Annotated in this window: 31 protein-coding genes; 2 read left to right on the plus strand and 29 right to left on the minus strand. The window is 38.3% G+C overall.

All coding sequences use genetic code 11. The features are described 5' to 3' along the window. Positions 1-27 precede the first annotated feature (27 nt). From MUN87_RS06700 to MUN87_RS06780, 18 genes are all read right to left on the minus strand, one after another. On the minus strand, positions 28-957 hold the full coding sequence (locus MUN87_RS06700) for an acetamidase/formamidase family protein (protein WP_244746935.1): 930 nt from the start codon (positions 955-957) through the stop codon (positions 28-30). Positions 958-962: 5 nt separating this feature from the next. Next, positions 963-1,403 carry an NUDIX hydrolase gene (locus MUN87_RS06705; protein ID WP_244746936.1) on the minus strand — a complete coding sequence of 147 codons (441 nt, stop codon included), beginning with the start codon at positions 1,401-1,403 and terminating at the stop codon, positions 963-965. A 32-nt stretch (positions 1,404-1,435) separates the two neighbouring features. Continuing rightward, positions 1,436-2,308, minus strand: coding sequence for a protein kinase domain-containing protein (locus tag MUN87_RS06710; protein WP_244746937.1), 873 nt, complete (start codon positions 2,306-2,308; stop codon positions 1,436-1,438). Between the two features lie 13 nt (positions 2,309-2,321). Then, positions 2,322-2,789: an NUDIX hydrolase gene (locus tag MUN87_RS06715; RefSeq protein WP_244746938.1), complete on the minus strand. Its 468-nt coding sequence runs from the start codon at positions 2,787-2,789 to the stop codon at positions 2,322-2,324. A gap of 74 nt (positions 2,790-2,863) precedes the next feature. Then, positions 2,864-3,265 carry a hypothetical protein gene (locus tag MUN87_RS06720; RefSeq protein WP_244746939.1) on the minus strand — a complete coding sequence of 134 codons (402 nt, stop codon included), beginning with the start codon at positions 3,263-3,265 and terminating at the stop codon, positions 2,864-2,866. A 305-nt stretch (positions 3,266-3,570) separates the two neighbouring features. Then, complete coding sequence (gene helD, locus MUN87_RS06725; RefSeq protein WP_244746940.1) at positions 3,571-5,910, minus strand: RNA polymerase recycling motor HelD; 2,340 nt, start codon at positions 5,908-5,910, stop codon at positions 3,571-3,573. Positions 5,911-6,213: 303 nt separating this feature from the next. Further along, positions 6,214-6,468 carry an undecaprenyl phosphate translocase family protein gene (locus MUN87_RS22545; protein WP_369414022.1) on the minus strand — a complete coding sequence of 85 codons (255 nt, stop codon included), beginning with the start codon at positions 6,466-6,468 and terminating at the stop codon, positions 6,214-6,216. Then, the gene (locus MUN87_RS22550; protein ID WP_244746941.1) at positions 6,447-6,854 is read right to left on the minus strand and encodes an undecaprenyl phosphate translocase family protein; all 408 of its coding nucleotides are present in this window, start codon (positions 6,852-6,854) and stop codon (positions 6,447-6,449) included. Before MUN87_RS22550 ends, MUN87_RS22545 begins: the two co-directional genes overlap by 22 nt. Next, positions 6,848-7,033: an undecaprenyl phosphate translocase family protein gene (locus MUN87_RS06735; RefSeq protein WP_244746942.1), complete on the minus strand. Its 186-nt coding sequence runs from the start codon at positions 7,031-7,033 to the stop codon at positions 6,848-6,850. The genes MUN87_RS22550 and MUN87_RS06735 overlap by 7 nt, the downstream gene beginning before the upstream one ends. A gap of 66 nt (positions 7,034-7,099) precedes the next feature. Then, positions 7,100-7,651: a GNAT family N-acetyltransferase gene (locus MUN87_RS06740; RefSeq protein ID WP_244746943.1), complete on the minus strand. Its 552-nt coding sequence runs from the start codon at positions 7,649-7,651 to the stop codon at positions 7,100-7,102. Positions 7,652-7,893: 242 nt separating this feature from the next. Beyond that, entirely contained in the window at positions 7,894-8,334 is a 441-nt protein-coding gene (locus tag MUN87_RS06745; protein ID WP_244746944.1) for a PH domain-containing protein, read from the minus strand. Between the two features lie 33 nt (positions 8,335-8,367). Further along, the gene (locus MUN87_RS06750; protein WP_244746945.1) at positions 8,368-8,559 is read right to left on the minus strand and encodes a hypothetical protein; all 192 of its coding nucleotides are present in this window, start codon (positions 8,557-8,559) and stop codon (positions 8,368-8,370) included. A gap of 90 nt (positions 8,560-8,649) precedes the next feature. Beyond that, entirely contained in the window at positions 8,650-8,886 is a 237-nt protein-coding gene (locus MUN87_RS06755) for a hypothetical protein (RefSeq protein ID WP_244746946.1), read from the minus strand. Between the two features lie 50 nt (positions 8,887-8,936). Further along, a complete protein-coding gene (locus MUN87_RS06760; RefSeq protein ID WP_244746947.1) occupies positions 8,937-9,554 on the minus strand; it encodes a histidine phosphatase family protein in 618 nt (205 codons plus the stop codon). A gap of 333 nt (positions 9,555-9,887) precedes the next feature. Beyond that, positions 9,888-10,121, minus strand: a complete 234-nt coding sequence (locus MUN87_RS06765; RefSeq protein WP_244746948.1) for a hypothetical protein — start codon at positions 10,119-10,121, stop codon at positions 9,888-9,890. Positions 10,122-10,490: 369 nt separating this feature from the next. Beyond that, positions 10,491-11,057 (minus strand): GNAT family N-acetyltransferase, encoded by a 567-nt coding sequence (locus MUN87_RS06770; protein ID WP_244746949.1) that lies wholly within the window; start codon positions 11,055-11,057, stop codon positions 10,491-10,493. 19 nt (positions 11,058-11,076) lie between these two features. Further along, positions 11,077-11,424: an NIPSNAP family protein gene (locus MUN87_RS06775; RefSeq protein WP_244746950.1), complete on the minus strand. Its 348-nt coding sequence runs from the start codon at positions 11,422-11,424 to the stop codon at positions 11,077-11,079. A gap of 236 nt (positions 11,425-11,660) precedes the next feature. Then, complete coding sequence (locus MUN87_RS06780) at positions 11,661-12,803, minus strand: MFS transporter (RefSeq protein WP_244746951.1); 1,143 nt, start codon at positions 12,801-12,803, stop codon at positions 11,661-11,663. A gap of 269 nt (positions 12,804-13,072) precedes the next feature. Here MUN87_RS06780 and MUN87_RS06785 point away from each other — a divergent pair, with 269 nt between their 5' ends. Then, complete coding sequence (locus MUN87_RS06785; RefSeq protein ID WP_244746952.1) at positions 13,073-13,351, plus strand: hypothetical protein; 279 nt, start codon at positions 13,073-13,075, stop codon at positions 13,349-13,351. After that, complete coding sequence (locus tag MUN87_RS06790; RefSeq protein ID WP_244746953.1) at positions 13,338-13,973, plus strand: O-methyltransferase; 636 nt, start codon at positions 13,338-13,340, stop codon at positions 13,971-13,973. Before MUN87_RS06785 ends, MUN87_RS06790 begins: the two co-directional genes overlap by 14 nt. A gap of 728 nt (positions 13,974-14,701) precedes the next feature. On the opposite strand, the gene MUN87_RS06795 is transcribed toward MUN87_RS06790, so the two are convergent. From MUN87_RS06795 to hemH, 11 genes are all read right to left on the minus strand, one after another. Then, entirely contained in the window at positions 14,702-15,958 is a 1,257-nt protein-coding gene (locus MUN87_RS06795; protein ID WP_244746954.1) for an MFS transporter, read from the minus strand. Between the two features lie 419 nt (positions 15,959-16,377). Beyond that, the gene (locus tag MUN87_RS06800; RefSeq protein ID WP_244746955.1) at positions 16,378-17,001 is read right to left on the minus strand and encodes a class I SAM-dependent methyltransferase; all 624 of its coding nucleotides are present in this window, start codon (positions 16,999-17,001) and stop codon (positions 16,378-16,380) included. A 14-nt stretch (positions 17,002-17,015) separates the two neighbouring features. Continuing rightward, a complete protein-coding gene (locus MUN87_RS06805; RefSeq protein WP_244746956.1) occupies positions 17,016-17,921 on the minus strand; it encodes an NAD(P)/FAD-dependent oxidoreductase in 906 nt (301 codons plus the stop codon). Between the two features lie 95 nt (positions 17,922-18,016). Further along, positions 18,017-18,463 (minus strand): Rrf2 family transcriptional regulator, encoded by a 447-nt coding sequence (locus MUN87_RS06810; RefSeq protein WP_244746957.1) that lies wholly within the window; start codon positions 18,461-18,463, stop codon positions 18,017-18,019. An 88-nt stretch (positions 18,464-18,551) separates the two neighbouring features. Next, positions 18,552-18,989 (minus strand): hypothetical protein, encoded by a 438-nt coding sequence (locus MUN87_RS06815; protein ID WP_244746958.1) that lies wholly within the window; start codon positions 18,987-18,989, stop codon positions 18,552-18,554. Between the two features lie 106 nt (positions 18,990-19,095). Next, positions 19,096-20,034: a hypothetical protein gene (locus tag MUN87_RS06820; protein ID WP_244746959.1), complete on the minus strand. Its 939-nt coding sequence runs from the start codon at positions 20,032-20,034 to the stop codon at positions 19,096-19,098. Positions 20,035-20,069: 35 nt separating this feature from the next. After that, positions 20,070-21,224 (minus strand): M48 family metalloprotease, encoded by a 1,155-nt coding sequence (locus tag MUN87_RS06825; protein WP_244746960.1) that lies wholly within the window; start codon positions 21,222-21,224, stop codon positions 20,070-20,072. 110 nt (positions 21,225-21,334) lie between these two features. Continuing rightward, on the minus strand, positions 21,335-22,330 hold the full coding sequence (gene lplA / locus MUN87_RS06830) for a lipoate--protein ligase (RefSeq protein WP_244746961.1): 996 nt from the start codon (positions 22,328-22,330) through the stop codon (positions 21,335-21,337). Positions 22,331-22,440: 110 nt separating this feature from the next. Continuing rightward, positions 22,441-22,587, minus strand: coding sequence for a hypothetical protein (locus tag MUN87_RS06835; RefSeq protein ID WP_244746962.1), 147 nt, complete (start codon positions 22,585-22,587; stop codon positions 22,441-22,443). Between the two features lie 1,269 nt (positions 22,588-23,856). After that, positions 23,857-25,254, minus strand: a complete 1,398-nt coding sequence (gene hemY / locus MUN87_RS06840; protein ID WP_244746963.1) for a protoporphyrinogen oxidase — start codon at positions 25,252-25,254, stop codon at positions 23,857-23,859. After that, positions 25,251-26,186, minus strand: coding sequence for a ferrochelatase (hemH, locus tag MUN87_RS06845; RefSeq protein ID WP_244746964.1), 936 nt, complete (start codon positions 26,184-26,186; stop codon positions 25,251-25,253). The genes hemY and hemH overlap by 4 nt, the downstream gene beginning before the upstream one ends.

The raw sequence follows: 26,186 nt of genomic DNA on the forward strand, positions 1-26,186 counted from the left end.
ATTTTCTTCTCCACCTCCAAAACAAATTCACTTCTGTATTGCCTCGTGCGGCAATACCGCATGTACCCCTTTCACTCCATTAACAATTTGAGTAATGCACAGGTCCATTACAATGCTGGCAAGCGTATAAGCTTCTTTTCGTTCCAATTCGTAAAGTTCCTCCATCAGATCTAACATGCCATCTATCGCAATCATGCACGCTTCCTCTAAATCTTCATGAAAACCGAAAGTAATCCAGCCAGTTGGGGTCTCCGCACGAGGCATCGTTAACGTTCTATCTTTGCAGAGCGTGAACGTTAAATCGACCAGATCCATCGGACATTCCACGGCCTGACTACTTATTTCTCCATCTCCTTGTGCTGCATGACCGTCTCCAACTGAAAACAATCCGCCTGATACAGGAATAGGCAAATATATGGTGCTTCCTGCGACTAACTCTTTACAGTCGATATTACCTCCACAAAACCGAGGTGGAATGGTAGAATGTATGCCTGATTTGTTTGGTGGCATTCCCATCGTCCCCATAAAAGGACTTAATGATATCGTGTGATTCTCCTGGCTCCTACCTAGCATTTGTTCGACATCTAACGACCAGTTCAAGTGATACACTTGTTGTTCTTCTAGTCCGAGACGTTTCTTCACATGGGTTGGACCGCCAGCAAAACTCCACCCCCATGAAGATGGACGAATTTCGTTTATATTCACTTGGAGAACCATCCCCGGTTCTGCCCCTTTAATGGCGACGGGACCACAGAGAGCATGACCTTGATCAACCATAGGATCTTTCGGTTCAAAAACTCTTCTTTTTTGCTCCTTGAATGGTTCCAGGCCCCATAAGGCATCAAGGGTGGCGTAACGTACCGTGTCTCCGGAGTTTATCGTAAGTACTGGCTTAAAGTCTTTCGAAAAAGAACCGTGAAGCGTTTCTTTACTTGGATTTATATAATAAATAGCCATAATCCTTAACTCCTTAAATGTAATCCTTTCCCAGCTCTAAACCTTTGGATACAATCTATTAAAAAATCTCGATCTTCCGGAAAACTTAAATCTAATTTCTTCAAGTCCTCTATACTTTTCCAGTCAATATCATAAATTAAATGATAGGGATCTTGAATCATTCTTTCCCCACCAACAATGCTCACTAAATAATAATGAACTTCAACCGCTATTCCAATTTCCTTATTTTCGCCTTTTTTCACCTGTAATTTATCAGCGATCTCAACAATAAATCCTGTTTCTTCGCTCACTTCTCTCTTACAGCATTCCTCAAAAGATTCCTCTATTTCTAGTCCGCCAGATGGTACTGACCATTTTTTAACTTCCTCTGGCTTGCCTTGTAACACCATAAGTAATTTATTTTCTTCATTGATACATACACCTGACGCACCGAACCATTTTCGCATGACTAAAAACTCCTTCGCACTAATAATCTGATTCAATCATTTCGAGATGCTGATGTTAACTGCCAAGCATTGTACAATTCCTCCACTGTTGTGTACCGCTCAGCTCTGGCCGGATTAACCGCCTTCCATGCAACATCGTACAGTTCTTGACTTGCCTCCCATTTTGATAAGGAACGGTTCTGTTCACCACCGAGTAATCCAAAGGCAACAGCCCCCATATTAAATACATTCGTTCTTTCATCGATAGCTGCACCCATTTCAAATTCTTCTGGTGACATAAACCGCGAGGATCCCCACAGTCTTCCCATGTTGTTTGTGAACGGTTTTTGTTTATATAAATCAATGTCACAAATTTTCGTTACATTATTTTCAAAATCATATAAAATGCTGCCATCATAAAAATCAACTGCAACATATTGTTGTTTTTCGACAAAGACATGAAATGCTAAGATGTTTTGGAAGGCAGCTAATCGTTGTTTAACCGGCAATTGTTTAAAACGGAAATACGGTGAATCAGGATGAGAATATTTATCTGGTGGAGGAAAAGACCAAGGAGAGTGTAGACATTCACCATCAAACCAATCAAATACCAATGCATAACCTTGTTCCACTTCAAAATAATCAATCAGCTTCACAAGGTGTTTGTGCTGTAGATTTTCATAAGTTGCAATCGAATCTCTTAATCGTGTAACAGCATCTTCCGGTAGACCGCTATATTCTTTTGTTCTAGCTCCTGCATATTTCACGAATCTCTTAACCCCGTCTTGTTCAATGCCGAAGCAAATATTTCCTGAATCTTGCTCATCAAATACAGCGAAAACTTCTCCTATAGCAGTTAACCAGTCAAAATTATGTATTTCTTTAAGATCGAAGGATACTTTATCTAACGTTATACACTCGTTCATATATAACCTCCCGTTATCCTATAATCGGCAGCCTTTTGTCTGATAATATATCATTGATAATCATCCTATGTTCTGTGAATATATTATCCGGCAATTCTTGCAATGAGAAGAATTTATTTTGTAAGGATTCACTGTTACTGCTGATGAGTTCACCACTATACCGCTTACAAATAAAGGATATTAAAACTGGTGATACCTGGTCACCGTTCGAGAATGTTTTGTCATATTGCGGACCAGAGTATATCGCAAACAACTCCATCTCACCTAATTGGAGCCCTGTCTCCTCATAGACCTCTCTTTTGGCGGCATCTTGAACACTTTCCCCTAACTCCATAAATCCACCCGGAAGTCCCCATTGCCCGTTATCCGAACGTTGTTGCAACAGTACGCTGCCTTCTTCATCAAAAACAATGGCGCCTGCTACTACCATCAGTATTTTTTCATTTCCGACCATTGATCTTACATGTTTTATGTAATCCATATTTGGCTATCCCTTCCTCATCATTCTCTATACATTAATTTACCATGTATAATGATAATTTTAATACTAGTAAATTATTTTGAGCGTACCACTCTTCTAATCACTTCATCTATCAACCAAAAGAAAATAGCTGTAATAGTGGCAAAGAGCGTAACAAAATTTATATCTATTACTAACAAAGAAAACAGTGTTGCACCCATTGGAAATAGCAATCCAAATAATATACCAAAAAAGATATGTACAAGAAATGCAAACCAAGTCCGCAGCTTCCCGGTAAATCGTTTACATAAAAAATCGGACAAAAATGTCACCGGAACCCCGTACACTAATATAATTGGTGAGGTCCACAAACTGAATACTCCAGTCATCACCATCAATTCGCGAGGCTGTTTCCATTCACCAAATATTATTGCAAAAATAAAACATAAAGATATAGGAGTGGCTAATAAGAGTGTTATCAGTTTTCTTTTTATCATTCTCAGAACTCCCTCTGCCAATTGAGTTCACACTGCTACCTTAGAAAAGGATCTTCCGTACCAATTTTATCATATAATTACATAAATATGTTAATTATCAACTAAAAAAGACGATCACCGTTTGATCGTCTTTTTAGATAATTTATTTTAAGAAGATTGAATGAAACCCTCTTACCAATACTATAAATAAACATCACAACTATTAATTTTTTTGCCATGATAATTACTAGAACTTTAAAGTTGCTAATATCTACTAGTAACATTTTCCGGTAAGTCCATTGAGACACTTTCCGACTGAATTGATTTTAACAGGTTTCGACGAGACCATCCCACAACGCATCTCGCATAAACTTGCTCGGCTCCCCTACACTATACAACTGCAAATCATGCATCGCTCTCGTACAGGCAGTATAGAAAATTCTGCGCAAGCTTTCGTCATTATATATATGCTCCGAAGCATCATAAATAATCACGGCATCAAACTCAATCCCTTTGGAGAGATAGGATGGCACAACAACCACTCCCTGTTCATATTCCGAAGAGGTTGTCTTCAACAGTTTTATCCCATCAATGATTGCTAGAGATTCATAGGCACGATAACTTTCCTCAGCGGATTTGCAGATGATCGCAATACTGTGATAATCAGCCTGCCGCAATGCTCTGACTTTCTCGGCAATCGAGTCATGCAGCTCTGTGTAATCCGTTACTTTTTTCAAAGCAGGACGTTCACCGTCGCGTTCGAAAGGGATAATCTGTGCTCCATTAGGAACTAAACTTCGGGTAAATTCGATAATCGGTTTGGTGGAACGGTAGCTGCGGCTGATATTAATTAACTCGGTTTTTTCAGGCCCATAAAGACTGGTAAGTGTATCAAAATTAACTTGCTCACTTGCATGTGTAAAAATCGCCTGATTAAAATCACCTAGTACTGTCATTTTAGTCGCCGGGAACAAACGCTTTAAGAACTCAAATTGAAATGGCGAATAATCCTGTGCCTCATCAACAACGATGTGTTTAATCGAACTGTTAATCTGAAAGCCTTGAATCAGCTCTTTCAATAACAGAAACGGCGTCGCGTCTTCATAAAACAATTTATTCTTATCGAGCATGTTAAGTGTTTCCTGGCAAATCGACGCCCACTCATCTGGCGCATCTACCTCAAGCCAATTATTAATGTGCAGCGGATCTGTAAAAAGTTGTTTGTATATTCCCTTAAAGTCTATGAACTGATAAGAGCTGATTCGCTTTCGTAACGGCTTTAACTTTTGGTAAACAATCAATTGCGCAAGCGCTTTTGGTTCCATTTCATAGTCGGCAATTGCTTCTCTTTGATAGCCTCTTTTTTCCGCTAAAAAAGCATGTGCTTTATGATAATCTTCATTACTCAACAGCTCTATTTCCTCTTGTACCCACGGCTTCGCACGCTCTGCCTTTTCGACTTCCTTGATTTTCTTCAGCAGCCAATCCTTCAATTTCTCCAACCTATTCGGAAAACGAAGAGAAGTACCGTAATGGTAGAACTGTTCAGTTAATTGCTGTGCGGTAACAAGCGGTTTTGCTCTGAAGGTAATATTTTTAAATACCATACCTGATAATTCCAGTGACTGGCGGTAAGATTGAATTGACTTAAAAAAATGAATAGATGCCTTAAATTGCATACTCTGAACTCTCGAAGAGTATGACGGGGTGTTCGCTGCCGTTAACGCATATTCCAGTTGCTCATAAGGATTTTCGACTTGAAAATCTTTATCAAGCCGATGCATCAAATATTCCTGAAAAGTAACCTGCTGCATATTATCCTCGCCAAGCTCTGGCAAGACATTGGACACATAACTGCTAAACATCGAATTCGGGGAAAAGAGTATAATCTGATCCGCATTCAAATGCCCACGGTATTTATAGAGCAGGTAAGCGATTCGTTGCATGGCGGCAGACGTCTTACCACTTCCTGCCGCACCATGTACAATCAAAAGTCTGCCCTGGTCATGTCGGATGATCCGATTTTGTTCCTGTTGGATTGTTGCGACAATATTATGCATCTGTTTATCCGTACCTTTACCAAGAACCTGCTGTAAAATTTCATCACCAATAGTAAGACTTGTATCGAACATTGATTGAAGCTCGCCTCGTCGGATAAGATATTGCCACTTTTTCTCTAAGGTACCTTCTATTACACCACCAGGAGTGTCATATTTAGCCGGACCAGGCTGATAATCGTAATAAACACTCGAGACAGGTGCACGCCAATCATAGATAAGAAAATTATCGCCACTCCTATCACTTAGTGTGGAGATACCAATATAAATTTGTTCCTGTGTAGAACTACCTTTTTCGGTAAAATCAATGCGGCCGAAATAGGGAATCTCCTCCATACGATGCAGCTGTGACAATCGTTTGGTTGCATGTCGATGACTGCTTTGACTGACAGAAAGTGCTTGCGCTTCTTGCCTCAAACCAATGATCGTCTCAAGGTAATCATCAAATGTATCTGTATTTACCTTGACTTCATCCCAGAAGTGTTTGCGGATATCGATCACCTCGTGCTTACGCCTGGAGGTCTCTTCCTCTAACCGATTCTTTTCCTCTTTTATCGTCTCCATTACACTATTGACTCGCTTTTGTTCCTGCTGATAATCCAAACCCATGGCAAACACTCCTTACTTTTTTAAAAAGAGTTGACAAAATATAGTTTGCAATGTATAATTAAAATAAGGATAATATTAAATTAATATAATTATACATTGCGTATCCATACTACTTTACCACATTATCATGTGCGGTTCAATGTATTTTAGGTATTTTTATAAATTCAAGTTTGCTCAGTACATCACATAATTAAAGCTTTCTTTACTTCAACATGGAAATACAGCTTCTACCTCAAGCATCTCTGCCTATACGTTTTACGGAGCATCCACCAGTACGATGAAGTAGATGCTGTCATAAACAAATTAACGCCTCTGTTCCTGTTTTAAGAAATACACAAAAGCTGCCCCAGCAATAAATGTCATCATTGATGTTATCACAATAGTACCAGTGAGAACTTCTTCCACATTATTCAAAATAGCAAAAATAGATCCACCGACTAAGCCGATCATAGCTGAATATGTTTCCGCAGCATAATGGTCTAAAAAATAGTGAATTAATTTACTCGTAAGCAGAACTCCTAAAACAACTCCAGTACCTATAGAAAGGATAACAGGCACGTGGAATGATGATAGTGATTCTGTGGCCAATTCATAGATTCCCAGAATAGTGGTATTAACGCCCCGCTGATACCAGGCAGCACGAGAGCTATACTGGCAATAAAGCCTGAGGCAACAAGAAACATGTAATCTGACATGGACAAGTCACTAACATAAATCTGGTGAAGCCCACCCAAGACTTGCCCAGCAATTACAATAGCTATACATAATATGATAATAAGATAATGGTTGAATCGCAGTGACGATTTCGTATAGGTCTTAGCTTCTGACCATAAATATGGCAGAAACCCTACAATAACACCTAGAAAAAACAAAAGGGTTTGCGTATGATAGCGATCTAATAAATAACCGATTATTTTGATAGCAGCAGCAAATCCAATTACCATCCCGAAACCAAAGTAAGCAAAAACGGAATTACATCTTTTCTTTTATTTGTCGTTAGCATACTTAATGAATATATCAGGCGTTGATAGATACCGAGAATCATTGCAACTGTACTTCCACTTACTCCTGGAACTGCTTCAGTCATCCCCATCGCCATTCCTCGCAGTATTATACTGAGCATGTTATACCACACCTTAATGAGTTGGTATTATTATCATTCGTTACTATTCCAATGAGTCAATAAACACTAATCAGATAATGCAAAAGGTTTATACCAGAATAAGGCGGTATCAATATTAGGATTTATGTAATGTCTATACGTATCCATTCCACCTAATTTAAAACCATGCTTTAGATAAAATCTGCATGCAGCTAAATTGTCATCCTGTGCTTCCAGTGAAAGCCCGACAAGTTTCTGTACCTTTGCCCACTCCTCCGCTTTATCTAAAAGAAGCTTCCCAACTCCCTGTCTTCTTGCTGATTTAATGATCGCGATATTTTCAATGTAGCAAAAGCGATTTACATCTTTGATTATTCGGACTTGTCCGATACAGTTTCCGTCTGAATAGGCTAGAAATAACGCTTTACTGTTATTATCGATATACGCTTGCCAATTCAAATCATCATCAGGGAAACATGTCTCTCTAGGTTCATCAAAAAATTCCTCTCCATGTGACCATATTCCATCTTTAAAACTTGGGACGAGCTTGCCGAAGATCGTAAAATAATCGTTTGTTACGTTCACATCTTTTATATTTTCTGTTGTTAATGGGACAATCGTAATTCGTTGTTGGTCCATACTATTCCCGCCTTCCGTTTGATGAATAGAAATTTCTTCTTTAATATGTAAACCACCATTTCCTTATATTTGTAATTCTATCATTTACATTGCTTTTGCAACCCTCGCCAATATGCATAGTTAGGATTTCAACTAGAAAATATTTGTGTCATATAAACAAGCGAAAACTGTGTCACCTTATTAAGCGGTCCAATAGAAATCTTTCTGATTGAATGGTTATTTTATTGCTTGGCTAACTATCGTTATTCTTGTACCTGTACTCTCGGACATCGTTTTGTTAATTCGGTGATAAATTCCTTTTTTTCTTTAGGTGATATTTTCACACTTCCTAAAACCGCTTTAGTATAAAAGATTTCTATCCCATCCCTTGATGATAATACTCTATAGCCAGTAAAAATATCTTTGGTAGGTGAAACCTTTGTGATCTTTTCATAGGAAATGCGGCTTTTAAATGGTCCACCTTTTATAAATAGGTATTCCTGATAAAAGACGTATTTGACTGAGAAGGCGCACCACAAAATAAAACCTGTTACCATAAGGAATATCAATATTAGTATTACGGCTACTGGCAGTTCACTTCCACCTTCAAGAAACAAAGGAAAAAAGCAGGCCAATCCAATAATAAGTACTGCAATCGATATAAAACTAACAAAAAATGTATCAACTTTTGAGCGGAATACCATTAGCTGATCAACCTCTTTCTTTACATGATTACATTATCTTTTGATTTCCTTGACTTTATCTATTACAAAAAATAATTGGGTAATAATCATCGAACCAAATACAATGACAATCATTCCTACTGCAATATCGAAATTATAAATTCTGAATATAGCAGGTATAATAAAGAAAAAGCAGCCAACACCCATCAACATTGCGAATATAAAAATGCTTATATAACGACCCAAATGCATTCACCCTTTTTGATAGAATTTCCTCAGCAATTGTTATATATAAGACTCACGATAATCTAAAACAAAAGCTGATATATTATCCTGTTATTTATTAATGGCTGCCTGCGCTTTGTGTTTATCACTCTCTTTCACATAAATTTCATACTGAGCATTATCATGGTGACCGATCACTTCAGAAGTATGTAAGCTCCTTATTATCTCTGTTCGAAACATCACTCCATCTTGTTTTAATTTACTAACAACTTCTAAATACTTTTCATTTTCAAAAGCAGTATAAGCCAAATGCTTGTATTTAGAGAAAAACTTTCTAAATAGCCGCATCTTAACAACACTCCCCCTCACTGTTTAATTCTCATTTCCCTCCAGTATTCTCAGGAGCTCAAATGCTCCATTACATTTTCTTGCGTAACTTCCCATTGATCGTTGATATATTCTAATTGATGAATACTTGTATAAAATATTGGAAAAGACTTATTTTTATTAGTCCATTCTTTTTCATTTAACAAGTGATAAATGATGTTTATCACTCCACCATGTGTCACAATTAAGACGTTTTCCTTGTGATTTTTTTCTAACTGTTCTTCGCATGTCTCGTTAAATGCTTGTTTTATTCGGTTAAAGAATTCAATAGGACTTTCTCCACCGGGGTACCTTTCATCCATCCTTAAGCTCTTAAAATACAAGCCTGGGTATTTCTCACCGGCTTCTATATTGGATATTCCTGCTAAATCGCCATTGTTCATTTCACGCCATTCTTCGGCGTGTTCAACAGGTAACGGCAAACTCTCCACGATATTTGCTGCAGTTTCTCTTGCTCTTGTTAAATCACTCGATATGATTCGATCTATTTGGAAGTGCTTCTGATTTTCATGTAAGTATTTTCCTATTTTTGTAGCCTGTTGGATTCCTTCGTTAATCAATCCTTTTTGACTCCAACCACCACGAAAGCTTTCATCATCTTTTGCATGACGCACTAAATAGATGGCCACAATCGTTCCCCTCTCTTTATAAAAGTTAAAGCATAAATAAGGCCTATTACTATCAAAAAGGTTATTCCAACAGACAAACTTATCTTCGCTTCTCTAATAGCTTTGTTTTTGTGAAGATAAAATGTAAGACAAAATAAAAGATAAGGAAGTTGAATATTATTCCTACATCCATACTTACATCGCTATCTGATAGCAGATTCGTAGCAAGAAAGCTTGATCCGCCTTCACTTCGAACCGTTAAAAAGGAAATAGGGAATCCATATGAATAAACAAAAACATTAGAGTAATGATGGGCTGGAGATAAGTCAGGAATAAACATTGCTAATAAAACGACTAAACCGAGGGAAAGCCAAAGTATAGATTTCTTAAAATAACCCTTAGCCCAACCTTTTTTTGATAGAGAAATAACAGTAAAACAAAAGATCCAATTGTCGCAACCCAACTATAATAACGTTCTGCATTTTCTCCTATCATCGGGTACAATAACATGTAGGAAATGAAGCTTAAAACAGTTCCAAACAAAACTAACAACAAAGCAAATCGAAACGTTTCTAAAGTTATTTTCACGTAGTCTCCTCCTTGTCATATTTGGTATTACATGTAGCTAATTGATCATCCAATTCTATGAAAACTTGTATAAGAGTTTAAAATGGACAGCTTTATTTGAACTTATACAAGTACTTTTTAAAATTCATCAGTATTTCTAAACTTATAGTACTTTTTAAAATAGTGATTTTTTGCACATCTATCGGTTCATAAATCACTATTTCCAGCTACTTCAGCTATATGGTATTTTTCCTTTAGTTGCATTAATTCTTTATTGTTGACTGGTTCGAATAGAAATCTATTTTTGTGTTATCTTGACTATCAAATGCAGCTAAATGTAATAATCCCTTATAATAGGAACGAAATTCTGGAAGGTAACCGAACATGATGTCACCCTTTCCGCAAATGATCAGACAGTGCGCTCCACTCTTCTTTTAAAAGACCATAGACAACCCGGTCGCGATATTCACCATTTATATATTCATAGTCTCGAATAATTCCCTCTTGTTGAAAACCAAGTCGTTCCGGTATCGCTCTAATCTTTTCATTTGTTCTAGCTGCATTTATCTCCACTTTATTCAAGTCAAGATTATGGAATGCATGGAGAATAAAGCGAGAAACAGCCTTTGTTGCTAAACCTTTACCTTTAAAATTATCACCTAACCAATAGCCAATTTCGGTTTTTCTAGTATTCCAATCCATGTATAAGAAACCGATGGAACCAGCCATTTTTTCTTTATGCCAAATCCCAGCCCAGTAGCCATTATTCTCTGTTAATCGCTTCAACGATTTTTCAATAAATATTTTCGAATCTTCTATTTTGTTCGTTTTCTTAGGAAAAGCAAGCCATTCTCCTATACTATCACGACTCTCGTCTACTAATTGATATAATTCTGCAGCATGTCTTGGCTCCAAAATAGCAAGATGACTTTCTGCGTCGATAGCTGATTTAAACATTGCTATTCCCCTTCCTGACCTATGATTTATCTACTGGGACTGTTGTTTTCAAGAAGTCTTGATCAATCTTATAAAATAATTCTTTGAGATTATATTTCCGTCCCATTTTTTCAAACCATTGCTGAACGCGCTTAACGTGCTGGTCGTCACCTTTCACTTTGCTTTCAATCTGTTCATAGTCCTCGAAGCTGCTATATTCCCATATCGCAAAAATCTCGATGACTCCATCCTTATCTTCCGTCATCCATCTGCCAACTAATCGCGCACCATATTTAAGCTGGGTCGGTAAAAGGGTTTTGTTAAAATGTTCGTTAAAATCTTTAACAATAGATGGATCGACATGGTACATTTTTCTACGATAAATCATTGAGATCAGTTCCCTTCCTTTTATGAAATCGCCGCTAAAGTTAATCGCTTACAACAAGATTCAATCTAGGATTTTCTCTTAATATCATCCTTTAATCTAGCTGCACTGGCTGATTATTGCAGAAAACCTCTTTTCCAGCTTACATTTATTAGCCGTATAACCTAACTGCTCTATTAATGGTACAATATTCAGAATATCCTGCAAGCTAAATTGACGTATCAAGAATACCCTTCCTCCTACGCTGTTTTTCTCTTTGTAATCTGTATAAATCCTTCGTGTTTTGATTGTCTAAATGCAAATATAATGGCTGCCACTACAGGCAAGAGAAGTGCAATGTAGACCATATTTGCACCATATGTACTTGCTATCCATCCAAGTATAGGTCCACTAATGACGACAGACCCTTGATTACATATCATGCGATAACTGGACATTCTTCCATGGAATGCTTTATCTGTCGCAATTTGCTGAACCGATTGAAGCAAAACACGTATCCATGTCGTCCCAATACCAATAAGCAGCGCCCCTGCAAAAGCAAAAAACAGAGAAGGTGCCGAACCTATAGCTAATAAGCCAATTATCACCACTAGTAATGAACTGACAGATAAATAGTTTTTACTTTTGTTCCACCACCAGGTACCTAACAGCCCCGCTATGACACCACCAATAGAAACAAATGCATCAAGCAAACCATAAATTTGTGCTGATTGGTTTAAATACTCTATCGTGTAAGGCGACAAGAAAGCGATACATGTATGAAAAACTAATTGACCAATAAACATGACTCCGAATAATTGAAGTAATAAACGGTTACTTCTTAAATAACGGAAGCCTTCAGTAAAATCAGATTTAATCGATTTTTTGGCAGTGTACTTATTGTTCTGGATTCCTCTTATACCAAACAATGCAATGCTGGCAACTAGAAAAGCAACACAAACGATCCCAATAGCAGCAATCTCTGAAAGAAATCCGATAATTACCCCACCAAGCGAAGAACCTATTAACCCGCCAATGATAGCGGCTGTACTCGTTTGTGAAAAAACTTTTGGCAACCGTTCCTTCGTAAAGTTTTCGGCAATGAACGCTTGCATAGCTGGACGGAACAGAGATCCAGTCAGCTGGATAACCATATGGGTTAACATAATAACGAGTGCTGTCAACCATCCTCCCCATATAATAAAAGCCATACTACATAAAGTGAGAAAACTAACCCAGCTTGAACAAAGCGTTAGTAAACGCCGATCAAAACGGTCAACAATCACACCAAATAGTAAGTTCATCACTAATCCCGGCAAGAACCCCACACTCACTAATAGACCAGTATAAAATGCTTCTCCCGTCAATTCTATTAAGAGCCAAGTAACCATCACAAAATACATATAACGTCCAAACTCGGAACAAAAAAATATAATCCAAATAAGGTTAAGGTTACGGATAAAACCACCACCCGGGAATTCCAATGTACTAGAATGATTCGTTTGTTTAATAAAAGCCTTATTAAAGCAGAGCTATTTTCCTTACATACGTATCTTTTACATTATTTTACCATAAAAAGCATAATTGCACAGAAAAAATATCGAAAAGTAATGTTTGACTATTTGTATACATATGTATACAATGTAATTAATTAATGCAAAGGAGCATCTATATGAAAGATAAAAGATTTGATGACGACCACATGCATCATCACAAAGGACGTGGTGCCAAAACATTTCGTCGCGGTAAAGCGCTTGCTTTTCTTGAGCGCCTAGAGCAAAAAAGATCCACTATCCAGCATCAATTGGAGCAGCCGGAATATCAATCCATTCAGCAAATATTAGTTGGAGAGTTAAAGGCAATCGACATGGTGACAGATGAATTTAAGCAATTATTTAAGCTCGATGAAATAGAAGATAAAAAGGAGCGAGTGAATCATGAAGAAAATTAATCAGTATATTGACGAAGTGTTCCAGACAGAGGACGAGTTATTAGAAGAAGTACTGCAATCTATTAAAGAAAACGGGATGCCGAATATTTCTGTCTCACCTTCTTCAGGAAAATTATTATCGATGCTCGTCAGCATTTCAGGTGCTAAAAATATATTGGAAATTGGAGCACTTGGTGGATACAGCGGGATTTGTCTTGCCAGAGGTTTCGGTGAGGATGGCTCGCTTACTTCGTTGGAATTAGAACAGAAGTATGCAGACCTTGCAAAACAAAACCTAACAAAAGCAGGGTTTGGTGAACAGGTAAATTATCTGACAGGACCTGCACTGGAAAGCTTAGAAGTACTTGTTCAACAGAATAAACGCTATGATTTTTTCTTTATTGATGCGGATAAAGGTAACTATCCGAATTATCTGGAGAACTGTATAAAGCTGGCATCTCCAAATGCTGTTATTGCCATTGATAATGTACTGGCTAGAGGGAGTGTTGCAGATAAAGATGCAGAACCGAAACGGTATACAAGCATGATGCAAGAGTTCAATCAACACGTGGCCAACCACCCTGAATTAGAAGCGGTTATCGTTCCTATTGGTGATGGTATTACTGTAGCTCGGGTAAAATAAAAAACAATGACAAAACAGACGCTAGGATTTAGGTCAAAGCGTCTGTTTTGTCATTTTTGATTCGTAGTATGGATATACTGCGCAGCAACTGGATTTGTTTGTAATCTTGCTTTTTAAACATTAGCGACCCGTTAATTGAATAAGTCAATTAGTAAATAAAAACGCATCAAAAAATATCCAAATTGAGAGACCTGATAGTATAATCATGACTCCTACTCCGTTACCAACTCTCTTTTCGTTAAGCTTTAACTTGTCGAATAAAATCCATCCTAACAACATTAAAGGGATAGGACCTATTATATATTGCCACATTCCTAAAGATTCGAACAATTCAAAATAGTTAAAAGCAAGAAGTAAAAACATAATGAACATAAATAATGGAAACTCTAACCTCATAGTCATTGTTATTCCCCCCCTAGCAAATCTTAAATAAAATTCTATTCAATATTCCTGCTTCTTTACTTCAACAGAGGAAAACGAATAGATACAACTGGAATTTCTGACCTGGGCTAAAAAAAATAATTTTGTGTCCTCTAATTGCGAACATTTATTATTTTGTAATAATAAAATAAAACTATCTCAATCCTATTAACCTTTAGATAAGGTTAGTATTCTTCTAAAAGAGGATTTGTTCATACATACTTGCTTTTAAAAACCCACTAAGACAGGCTTCACTATACATTTTTTAGTGGGGGCTATGCCATTACCCCAAAATTTCGCTAACGCAATCACTTTACTTTCCCTAATGTATTCAAACCTTCTCCACTAACATCATCTTCTCTAAAAAAACTCTTCTTATTCGGTTTCAACACCGAAACAGAATAAATAATAGATAAAACCAACATAACAAGCGCCAACGTAACAATTGTTAGTCGTAAGGAAAAAAGATCTGCAGTAACCCCGATAACAAAAAGAAAGATAACCTGCATCGCACTTTGGATTAGCTGATAAATACTCGTAACCCTGCCCATGATATCAATAGAGACATTATTTTGATAAAAAGTCATGATTCCTGCATTTAAGAACACATTGAAGAAACCTAAGATGACAAAACCACCAACAATCGATGAAAAGGACCATGAAAAAGCATAGATTACATAACCAATCGTCGTCATGATCAAACCAATCGTAATCATATATCTAAGCGATAATTTGCTTGAGAAAAACGATAATAATAATGCTCCTGCAACAGAACCTACTCCGGTAATACTAATTAATAAGCTGTAATCAAATTCGGAAAGACCTACTACTTGCTGAGTAAAAACAACCTCTTGTGCATCCATTGCAAAGGTAAAGATCATCACCATAATAAAACCAAGATAAACAAACGACACATATTTATTATGCAGCATGAATTTCTGAACGACGGTAAAATCTCGCACCACTTGTGCAATCGTCAATGTCGGTATCGTTTCTTTATCAATTTTTTCGTGTTCAGGAAGAAATAACAATAAAATCACGGAGATGAAAAAGAATATGGACGTAAGCCATAAGGTTAATTCAACAGATGTTAGTAATATCAGTGAACCACCAATTGCAGGACCGACTATAAATGCTCCTGAACTCGTAAATGAACTAATCGAGTTAAAACGTTTTCTTTTTTCTGGCGGCACAAGAATAGCAATATACGTCATCGAGGACGGATTGAAAAAAGCCTTTGCCACACTTAAGACAACTAAAATACCATAAATCACTGTCATGTTCGGTGCAAATGGAATCAGGCAGATGAAAACAGCTCTGACGATGTACGTAACAATCATTACTCTTCTTTTACTCCGATAATCGATAAAACTGCCAGTCCAGAATTTCATGACAATATTCGTTAATGGCCCGATGATCCAGAGGCCTGCTACAGCAGTGGCTGAACCAGTAAGTTGAAATACGATAATATTAATGGCAACTAAGTAAATAAAATCACCGATATTCGAAATACCAATCGAAGACAACAATAATATTGGATCTTTCCAAGATTTGAAACCTTTCATAAACAATCCCCTAATAGAACATAATTTTGGAGTGAAACTTCCGTTAAGATCACCCTTCGCAAACTCAACATATATTCTAACATAAAATTACAATTTTTCAGTTTAGAAACATTAAGATGAGAACCTGCCAGCAATTAATGCAATCCGCTTTTTCATTATACTTATCGGACATTTCGCTCTTCTTCGCACGCGGTTTTGTCCGATTGAACGCTTCTTTTGGAGGGGGCTGACTCTATGCGACAACTTTCGCTTTTTCAATCTTAAGCGTAATTCACTGCTTCTCTGTTTTTCACAAAACAAACGCATGCTCTCCATCGAGTCATGCGTATTCCTACTGAACTGTTTTATTACTACCGAAATCCCTATTTCACTTTTGAGATGTGGTGATTCAAAATTACTGTTCTGCACCAATTTATCAGTTAATTTTTCTTACATATTATCATAAGAAAGTTGATAGATGGGGCAGTTTTCTTATGTTTATTTGGCTCGTTTATTTCCGAAACCTCTATCAGCCCATAGTTTCCGAAATCCTGTTTAATCGAATCAGTATCATAAAAATACATACTGACACCATCCATTACCTCGAAATAATTCTCAGCTAACTGCTTGCCCTTTCCATACATCGGTGCTTTTTTCGAAACAGTAGTGAAAACCATATAGCCATTGGGCTTTAACTGATAATAGCAATCTTGAATAAATTTTTCTCTGTCGTGCTTATTCAATAAGTGAAGCAATCCATAGCAAAAGATCCCGTCATACTTTTTATCATCAAAAGGCATATCGGCTACCGATCCATGAAAAATTGGACTACCAAATCCATTTTGCCTAGCCAAATCAATCGCTGTTCCCGAAATTTCTATACCTGTTACATTGATGCCGTTATCTGTGAAAATCTTCGCGTTTCTACCATAACCGATACCTGGAACAAGTATGTCATTCACGTCCTTTTCAAGAAAGAAGTCCTTTGTCCATATGGCAGAGTCTGCAGGTTCAAATCCCCACATTGTTTGTTTTTCCAAAAAGCTGGATTCCCAGAATTCCATCCTATCTACCTCCTTTATTTACTGAAACCTTCTTCTACTATATCCCTCACTATGGCAGCTGCCACTTTACTTCCTTCACTAGCAGCCATAATCAGCTGAGACGGACCAGTAAGTTTCATATCTCCAGCAGCGTATACACCTGGTATGGCTGTTCGACCGAATTCATCGGATTCTACTCCTCCATTATGATCAAGCGTGCACCCTAACTGTTCTGCTAATGGGGATGCTTGTTGAAGTCCTGTCATAACTATACCTCCATCACGATCTATTTCACCGCCATTTGTGAAATGAATTATACGCAAGTATCCGTCTTCGCCACTCATTTCACTTATTGACTGTTCGATTACATCGATTCCATGTTTAGTTAGAATTTGTTTTTGTTCGCCACTGACTACCTGTTTTCCATTGGTACATACGATTAGATCCTGACTCCAATTAAACACCATTTTTGCCATATGAAATGCTCGCTCGTCTTCTGCTAAAACGACCAACCGTTTATCACGCATCTCCCATCCATCGCAAAATGGACAACTGAAAATACTTGTTCCATAAAAAGAAGTAATGCTATGAATAGCTGGCATGATATCCTTTAAACCCGTCGCCAGCACTATTCTTTTACTATAAAACGATTCGTTGTTTTCTGTTTCCAGGAGGAATACATCTTTCGCACGGGAAATTGTTTTGATTCGTTGATGCTTCACTTCGACATTCGGATATTTCGCTAAATCTGTTAATCCTGCCTGTTTAAATGCGGCTGGATCAATACCGTCTCTTGTAATAAAGCCGTGGGACGCATGTGTAACATTATTTCTCGCTTGATTATCATCGAAAACAATGGTCTGCAGCTTGGCTCTTCCCAAAACAAGTGATGCATTTAAACCTGCTGGCCCACCACCTATTACTGCACAATCTAAAATCATATTATCTCTCCTTTTTTAAATATATTATGGATATTTAATGTCTATAATTATCGCAAAAATGATGGAGAACTTATCACAAAAAGTTCTCCTGTTGTTTATGATTCGTTTCCTAAATACACGTTTGCGTGATGTGTATACTCGATTTTTTCAGCGATATCCACAATAAATTGCTGACTTAATGCGTCTTTCATCTTCTCTTCTGCATTACTCATCACTTCTTCAATGAGACAGTCATGGTTTCTGGTAAAAGCGTCGTGTTCCATCGAACAATAAAATAAAGCATGTTGCCCTTCGACGGCTTCAATGACATCAAGAAATGTGATCGATTCTCGTTTTTTTCGTATTCGATAACCACCTTTCACCCCTGGCGTTGATTCTACCAGACCAGCCTTGGTAAGTTTAGTTAAAATCTTAGAAAGGTAAGTTGGAGAAAGATTTTGAACCTTCGCTAATGACTCTACACCTACAGATTGACCTTTAGGCACCATTGTTAAATAAACCATCGTATGCAGCGCATAGTTGGTTGCTTTTGAATATTTCATATTGCCACTGCCCTTTCAATTCATCTATTACAGACATGTAATATCTGTAATTAGTATAGAACAAAATTATTCGTCATGCAAGCAATTCTTATTCGTTTAATACTCCTTTTTTCTTCATATGCTTGCTATACAGATAGACGAGTAATGTTAGCAAGATCATCGATAAATCGGTTAGGGAGGATTGCGGACCAAACACTTCATACCGATCCAGAAACAGAAATGTTGTGAAATCGAGCAATACTTTAGCAATCAATGCCACAAGCGTCAAGGTTACAGCATATTTATTTCTGAAAAAGAGCAAAACAGCAGCGACCGTTCCACCAAAGACGTTGATACCGAAGATAATCGAAAGAACAATGGGATAATTACTAAAATATGTTACTTGCTGCTGGCTATATTCTAACGAGTTGAAATAGGACTCGTTTAAGCTCATTGACATCACATAGTCAATCAAGCCAATTACATAAAAGAAAAGAAAAATAACAGCGACCAGCCATAAATGAACAGGTGTTTTTCGTCCAGACATCCTTGCACCTCCACTACTTGTGTTATATCACACCTTGAATAGAAACACAAAAAATTAGTAGTCCCGTTAAGAATATGCCGATTCAGAACGGAACTACTAATATACACTACGATGCATTATATACAATGGACTCCCATTGTTTGTGTGCGTTTGTCATGGTTTCTTTTAATTCTAAATTTATTTTTTTCAGCTGATGGATCGTGTCGCTCACCCTGCTGTACATGTCGTCGACTTTTTCAGCTGACTGGTTAATTTTGTCCTGGACGAACCAGTCCATGATCAAACCATCAAAGAAATAATCGGCGAAAGTTAAGCCGCCAGAAATCGATAGATCCGCTTGAAACGATGTACCAATATCGTTTAATTCATGAGAAAACTTGCGTAATAACCGTTGGGCGTGGTGGATGAAACGTTTCGCATCATCAATATGGCTATGTTTTAGAGACGTTGAAATCAGTCCGCCACCAAACATATCTGCTGTCCCCCAGTTCTTCGCTTTCTCCAATGATTCACTGGCTTCCGACAATGCACGTTTCACATCTTCACCTGCAGCAATCGCTTCGGCAATTTCGGACTTCTCATCTTCCATCACGCCAAGCTGCTCTAACAAGGATAATGCTTGATGGCCACTTTCATGATTGGCATCGAGTAAATGATGGTACTTTTCTTCTAATAAGTGTTGATAACGGACATCCGGTTCCCCTAAAGCCCGAATCTGATCGTTTAACGCTTCTATGTCCTGCTCAATATCTGTCACTGATTCCTTCGCTTCTTGATAACGCAATTGCGCTCTTGCTGCTTCTTGTTTTTCTTCGTCTAATTTTTCATCTTTTTGCCCTGTTATCGAATAGAACAAGTTGGCAATACTGAATGATTCCAATTTCTCGACATCGACCTTTTCCTTCTGTAACAGATCAAAAGTAGATTCTTTCTGATCTGTTAACGATTCGAGTGCTACTGATAATTCTTTTCGCTGATGGGTTAACCGGTTCATTCTCCGTTTATCTTCTTGTGCTTTTACAATTTTTTGATAAAAAACATCCACTACTATCACCTCTATTAACTATACGAAACAGGAGGTTAATTGGTTTCACGATTTTCCATTTCTTGTTCGATTCGCTCGATTCGTGTAGCTAACGGTGGATGACTGGATCGCATCCAGACCAGCCAGGACGCAGGTGACATGTCTGCTTTAGATTGTTCCGCTAATAAATGATAGCTTGCTAAAGCTGGTTCCAGATCTTCTGTATGCTGGATGGCATAGCGGTCCGCCTGGGATTCCATTTGACGTGAGATCCATAATGATAATGGCTGTGTGAGCATTAATACCGCAACTGTGATGGTTAAGATTCTTGTCATCGCCGGAAGCTTATGCTTGTCCTTCCAATGGCGTGTACTATTCTGTAACAAGAGTAAAACCACCAGACTTAACACTAGATATAAACCAATACCAATATAAACATGGTGATAAATATAATGGGCAATTTCATGTGCCATGATAAAAAGAATTTCACTGGTCGACATGCCGTTAATCGTCGTATCCCACAACACAATTCTCGCATGATTAAATATCCCGGTTACATAGGCATTGAAGGTCGAAACCTTTTCACTTTTATTGACTTCGAGTAACGTCGCATCACCTATGCCGGCTTGTTCTGTCAATGAATCTATCTCCGTTCTTAGTTCCCCATTGCGCAAAGGCTGAAAATCGTCAAAGAGCGGGTCGATCCAAATCGGCTGTATAAACATGACAAAGACAACGACGGGGATAGCAAACAGCCAAAGAATAAATCCCCAGCGGTCAGGCCATTTCTTGATTACGCTGCGTGCTACGACTACGATTACGAATAAGGACAGCCAGAATAATGCCTGACTTATTAAACCTTCGGTGAGCCAGGAGAATACACCTTGAGTCCGGATCCCTTCATTGTATGTAATACGGTACCAGGCAAATCGGAAAGGAAAATGAACAAGGTAATCCAGCAAAATAAGTAAGGTGACATAAACAAGGGTTTTCTTTACTGGCGATGTGAATTGTTCGATTTTTTCGATCAGTGTTGTTTTGGACATTAACAGATACAAGGTAAGCAGCTGCAATGGCCACATCGCCAGAAAGAAAGCAAATGCTAATGCACCATATCTGGTTTCTCCATAGGACATAAGCGGATACCAATCATAGAAATAAATAAATACTAAAATCGTAAAGAGACAGTAACCAAAGATGATTTTTTTCATGACAAAACTCCCATATTTTTTCATTACTATCATTATATGCTTAACTTGTCCGATATTAATCATTTTTCTAACAGAAAATCCCCTTATCTGTTCTGATAAGAGGATTGGGATTAATAGACTAATCCAAGGAAATCGTCTTTGCTAATTTTTCCCAGGTAGTGGGAGACATCAATGCCGCTTAACACTTCATCAATAGCTTGACGATCATAGCGTACTCCTTTTAATTTTGCTTCTAACTCATTGACATCCCCAACACCAAAGAAGTCACCATAAATCGTGCAGTTATCGATCATGCCTTTATGAACGTCGAAACGAACATCGACTAATCCGCCATCAAACTTATGAGAATGCTGGATATTAAATTTCGGAGATTTACCGAAATTCCAATCCCATTGCTGGTAGCGTTCTTCAGACAGCTTATGAATATTAGCCCAATCTTCGTCTGTCAGCACATATTGCGGTACATCTTCGAGGGTATCTACTGCGAAGACGTGTTTTAAAATATGGGCTTTGAGCTCGTCCATGGATAATTTTTCTTCAAGGAATTCAGAAATATTCACGACACGGCTGCGAATCGATTTAATTCCTTTTGATTTGATTTTCTCTGTTTTGACATTTAATGAACGTACGACATTTTCAATTTCGGAATCATACATTAACGTTCCATGACTGAACATACGACCTCTTGTCGTGAATTGTGCATTTCCGGAAATCTTTCGACCATCTGCAACTAAATCATTACGGCCCTTTAGTTCTGCCGGTACGCCTAATTTCTGTAATGCTTCTACTACTGGTTCTGTGAACTTAGCAAAATTATGAAAGCTGTCGCCATCATCCTTTGTAATAAAACTAAAATTCAAATTACCTTCATCATGATAGACAGCGCCACCACCTGATAAGCGACGAACAACTTTAATACCATTCTCGTCAACGTAATCTGTATTAATTTCTTCTACGGTATTCTGGTTTTTTCCGATAATAATAGAAGGACCATTTATGTAAAATAACAGATACGTATCTTCTTGACCGAAATTCTTCAGGACATATTCCTCGATCGCCAGATTAATATATGGATCAGTAATGCCTTTATTATCAATAAATTTCATTCTGTTTACTCTCCTTCAAAGGTTGATTTGTTATTAGTATAAAAGAATCAGAATCATAAGTAAATTTTTTCGCAATTGTACTAATACAAAGTGTTGATTTTTTTCATTTGTTATAATACAATAGGAATACAACGCACTTTTGAGAATAGGCTTATTCTCAAAATGTGTAAGGAATAGCGGATATGATGTTGCTTTACTGCAATCATCCCGCCATCTAACCTGTTAACGTCTTTTACCATATCTTTCGTTTCTTTCATCCTTCTTATCCTGCTGAACAAGGATGATGAACATTCCCATCCAATTAATCAAGATATAAGTAAAAGACAGACACCTGCAGCTATAATAGAGTAGCTGCTCTTTTTTATGTCTTTTTGTTACCCCTTAACCAAAGGTATTGAATGAGATTCCTTATCTCTTAAGTCCCTCCTGTTTCTTTTCCTCTTTCTGGCATAAACCACCCGGTCCTAATTGACTTAATCAATAAACAACTTCCTATAATATGGATTGTGTTAACTGGAACTTTCTTACATGGAGTTAATTATGATAGTTTTCATCTGCTTAGCAAAGCTCCGGAAATATGCTCCGCGTCCTGTGAGCACGGCTTCAGCTAGGCTACTACTCGAACAGCATCTTTGCTGCCTTGTGCCGAGGAAGCTTACTTCGAAGCGATACCTGCAGACACAGGCACAGACCAAGTGGATCTTCAGCTCGCGCTGATTCCACGGGAGTCTCCGCATATTTCCTACGCTTATGGGAAGTACTACAACGATTGGAACAGCTAGAAGCAGCGGTGTATAGCAATGTATTTCATCAATTATGGTGTAAATCTTGCAGATAGTGCTTCATATCCTAGCTGTCGCATAAATTGTGGAGCTATACATCAGCGGAGGCCAACCACGGAGACTCCCGCGGGATTGTGCAGGTGCTGGAGATCCACTTTGTGAAGCGTTCTTCTTCACAAAGTTAGCTCTAGCCGTGCCCCGCAGGACGCGGAGTGGTTGGACGGAGCGGTATGCCAGCACTTGAAACATTTCAAAATCACCGTATTGCTAAGGCCGTTTGTTGACATAATCCATATTATAGGGAGTCAACTTCATGTTCCATATGATTACTGCTGTGACTGCACTTTTATACTTTCTTGACTGACAAGAAAAGCAAGTTCCAATAGCAGAAAGTGGTGAAACAAGGTTTGTATCATTTGACGAGAAAGAAGACAAATGTAGGGGCAATCAACAGCGATTTGGATCGTTTAGCGAGAAAGGAGACAAATGTGAGAGGCAGTCAACAGTGATTTGGATCGTTTAGCGAGAAAGGAGACAAATGTGGGGGGCAGTCAACAGTGATTTGGATCGTTTAGCGGAAAAGGAGACAAATGTGAGGTCTAGCGCAACAAGATTTGTAGTGTTTAAAAAGAAAGGAGACAAATGATGGTGTTGCCCGGCTGGTTTTGTCTTCTTCTAGTAGTGTCTGTATCATAATGCAGGACGGCGCATCTAAGAGCCTAGTAAAAAGCAGAGCACTTCTTGTCACTCTGCTAAAAACGATAAGATATTTTCTACGGCTGCTTCGCCTTGATCGATACAGTCAGGGATTCCGATTCCTCGGTAGGGACTTCCTGCTACGAATACGCCTGGCAGTTCGTTTGCTAGCCCTGATTCTAAGCGCTCGACTACTTGTTTGTGACCGATGGAATATTGCGGCATGGCATCCTTCCAGCGTGAAACAACAGAAAAGATGGGATCTCCATCTATTTTCATAATTTTATTGATATCATGTAACACGATATCTTCGATCGCTTCATCTGATAAATCTACCACATCTTCATCACCAGGACGACCTACGTAACAGCGTAGCAGTGCCTTCCCTTTTGGAGTTGTGGTTTCCGGCCATTTCTTATGCGTCCACGTACATGCAGTAATTCGGTAATTACTATTTCTCGACACAACAAAGCCAGTGCCATCGATGTCTTCTTTAATCGCCTCTTTATCAAAGGCTAATGCGACATTGGCAACAGACGTAGCTTTCATATGTGGTAACTCCGAGATCACATCATATTGATTCATCAGCTGCTTCATCACAGAATATGGTGTTGCGACAAGCACTGCATCTGATTCTAACTTTTCACCATTTTGCAGCGTAAGCTCATAGCCACTGTCTGTTTTCGTCAAGCCTTGAACTGCTTTTCTTTTTTGGACAATTCCCTCTGATAATGATCCTTCTATTGCATCTACCAATGTAGCCAGCCCTCCATCTATACTGTAAAACATGCTAGGCTTCTTTCCAGTAGTAGGTTTCGGTGCTTGATTGGTCTTGTGCAGTCCTTTGATCAAACTGCCATACTCCTGTTCCAGTTGATAGAAATTAGGAAAAGTAGACATTAAACTTAAATCATCCATATCACCGGCATAAATACCTGACAGTAACGGTTCAATTAAATTCTCAACGACTTCATCACCTAACCTGCGTCTGAAAAATTTACCCAATGATTGATCATCGGCGGCTTCACCTTTCGGCAGAATGTAGTCCATACCAGCTCGCAATTTACCTGTCAGACTAAACAAGTCAGAAGATAGAAACGGCTTCACTTGTGTAGGTACTCCCATAAAAGAGCCTTGAGGCATGCGGTGTAGATCTTCGCCGACCAAGATGTAGGAGGTGCCTGTACCATTTTTGACCAGCTTGTCACCAATGCCTACATCTCGTGCCAGACGTTCAGCAGATTGCTTACGGATCAAAAAGGAATCTGGACCTCTTTCGATCGTGAATCCGTCCCGTCGCTCTGTTTTAATTTTTCCGCCTAGTCGATTAGTTGATTCTAACAAGGTTAATTCGTAATCCAGTTCCTCTTCTTTTATCTTCTTATCTAAGTAATAAGCGGCAGTAAGTCCTGCTATACCGCCGCCTATAATGGTTATTTTTTTCATGCTTGATCATCACTTTGCAGTTTTTCTGATACTACATTTGCTAGTGTATGAATAAATGTTTGATGAACATTTGGCATTGGAGGACGATAATAAGCTGCTCCTATCTCCTCACATACAACCCTACACTCATAATCATTATCATATAATACTTCGAGATGATCCGCGACAAAACCAACCGGCGCATAAATAAATGATTCGAAACCTTTTTGTTCGTGAAGGTCACGTGTTAGGTCCTGCACATCTGGTCCTAACCATGGATCTGGTGTATTTCCCTCACTTTGCCAGCCGATTTCGACATTGTGAATACCGGTTTGTTCTTGAATTAAATCAGCTGTACGCTTCAATTGATCTGGATAAGGATCGCCATTCTGTAAAATCTTCTCTGGCAGACTGTGTGCAGACACGATTAAGACAGCTTTCTCTTTGTTCTCGATTTTGTCATATTCTTTCTGAATAGCATCTGCCCAGTAGCTGATGAAACCTTCCGCATCATACCAGCTTTCTACAGATTCAATTGCAATGCCGTGCTTCTCTGCTTCTTCCTTCGCTCTGCCATTGTAGGATTTCACACTGAATGTTGAATAGTGCGGTGCAAGCACGATCGAGATCGCTTCTTTAATGCCATCGTTCGCCATTTGTTCTACTGCGTCCTCGATAAATGGTTCAATATGCTTTAGCCCTAAGTAATAAACAAACTCAATATCGTCATGCATCTCATTTAAGCGAGACTCCAATGCTTCAGCTTGCTCTTTGGTAATACGCGCTAATGGCGAAATACCACCGATGGCCTGATAGCGTTCTGTTAAGTCATCCAGCATTTCCTGCGATGGTGTGCGTCCATGACGGATGTGTGTGTAATATCGTTCAATATCTTCTTCTTTGTATGGCGTACCATATGCCATTACTAGTAGTCCTACTTTTTTCTTTGCCAT

Origin of the sequence: Gracilibacillus salinarum, assembly GCF_022919575.1 — a bacterium.
Taxonomy (GTDB): Bacteria; Bacillota; Bacilli; order Bacillales; family Amphibacillaceae; genus Gracilibacillus; species Gracilibacillus salinarum.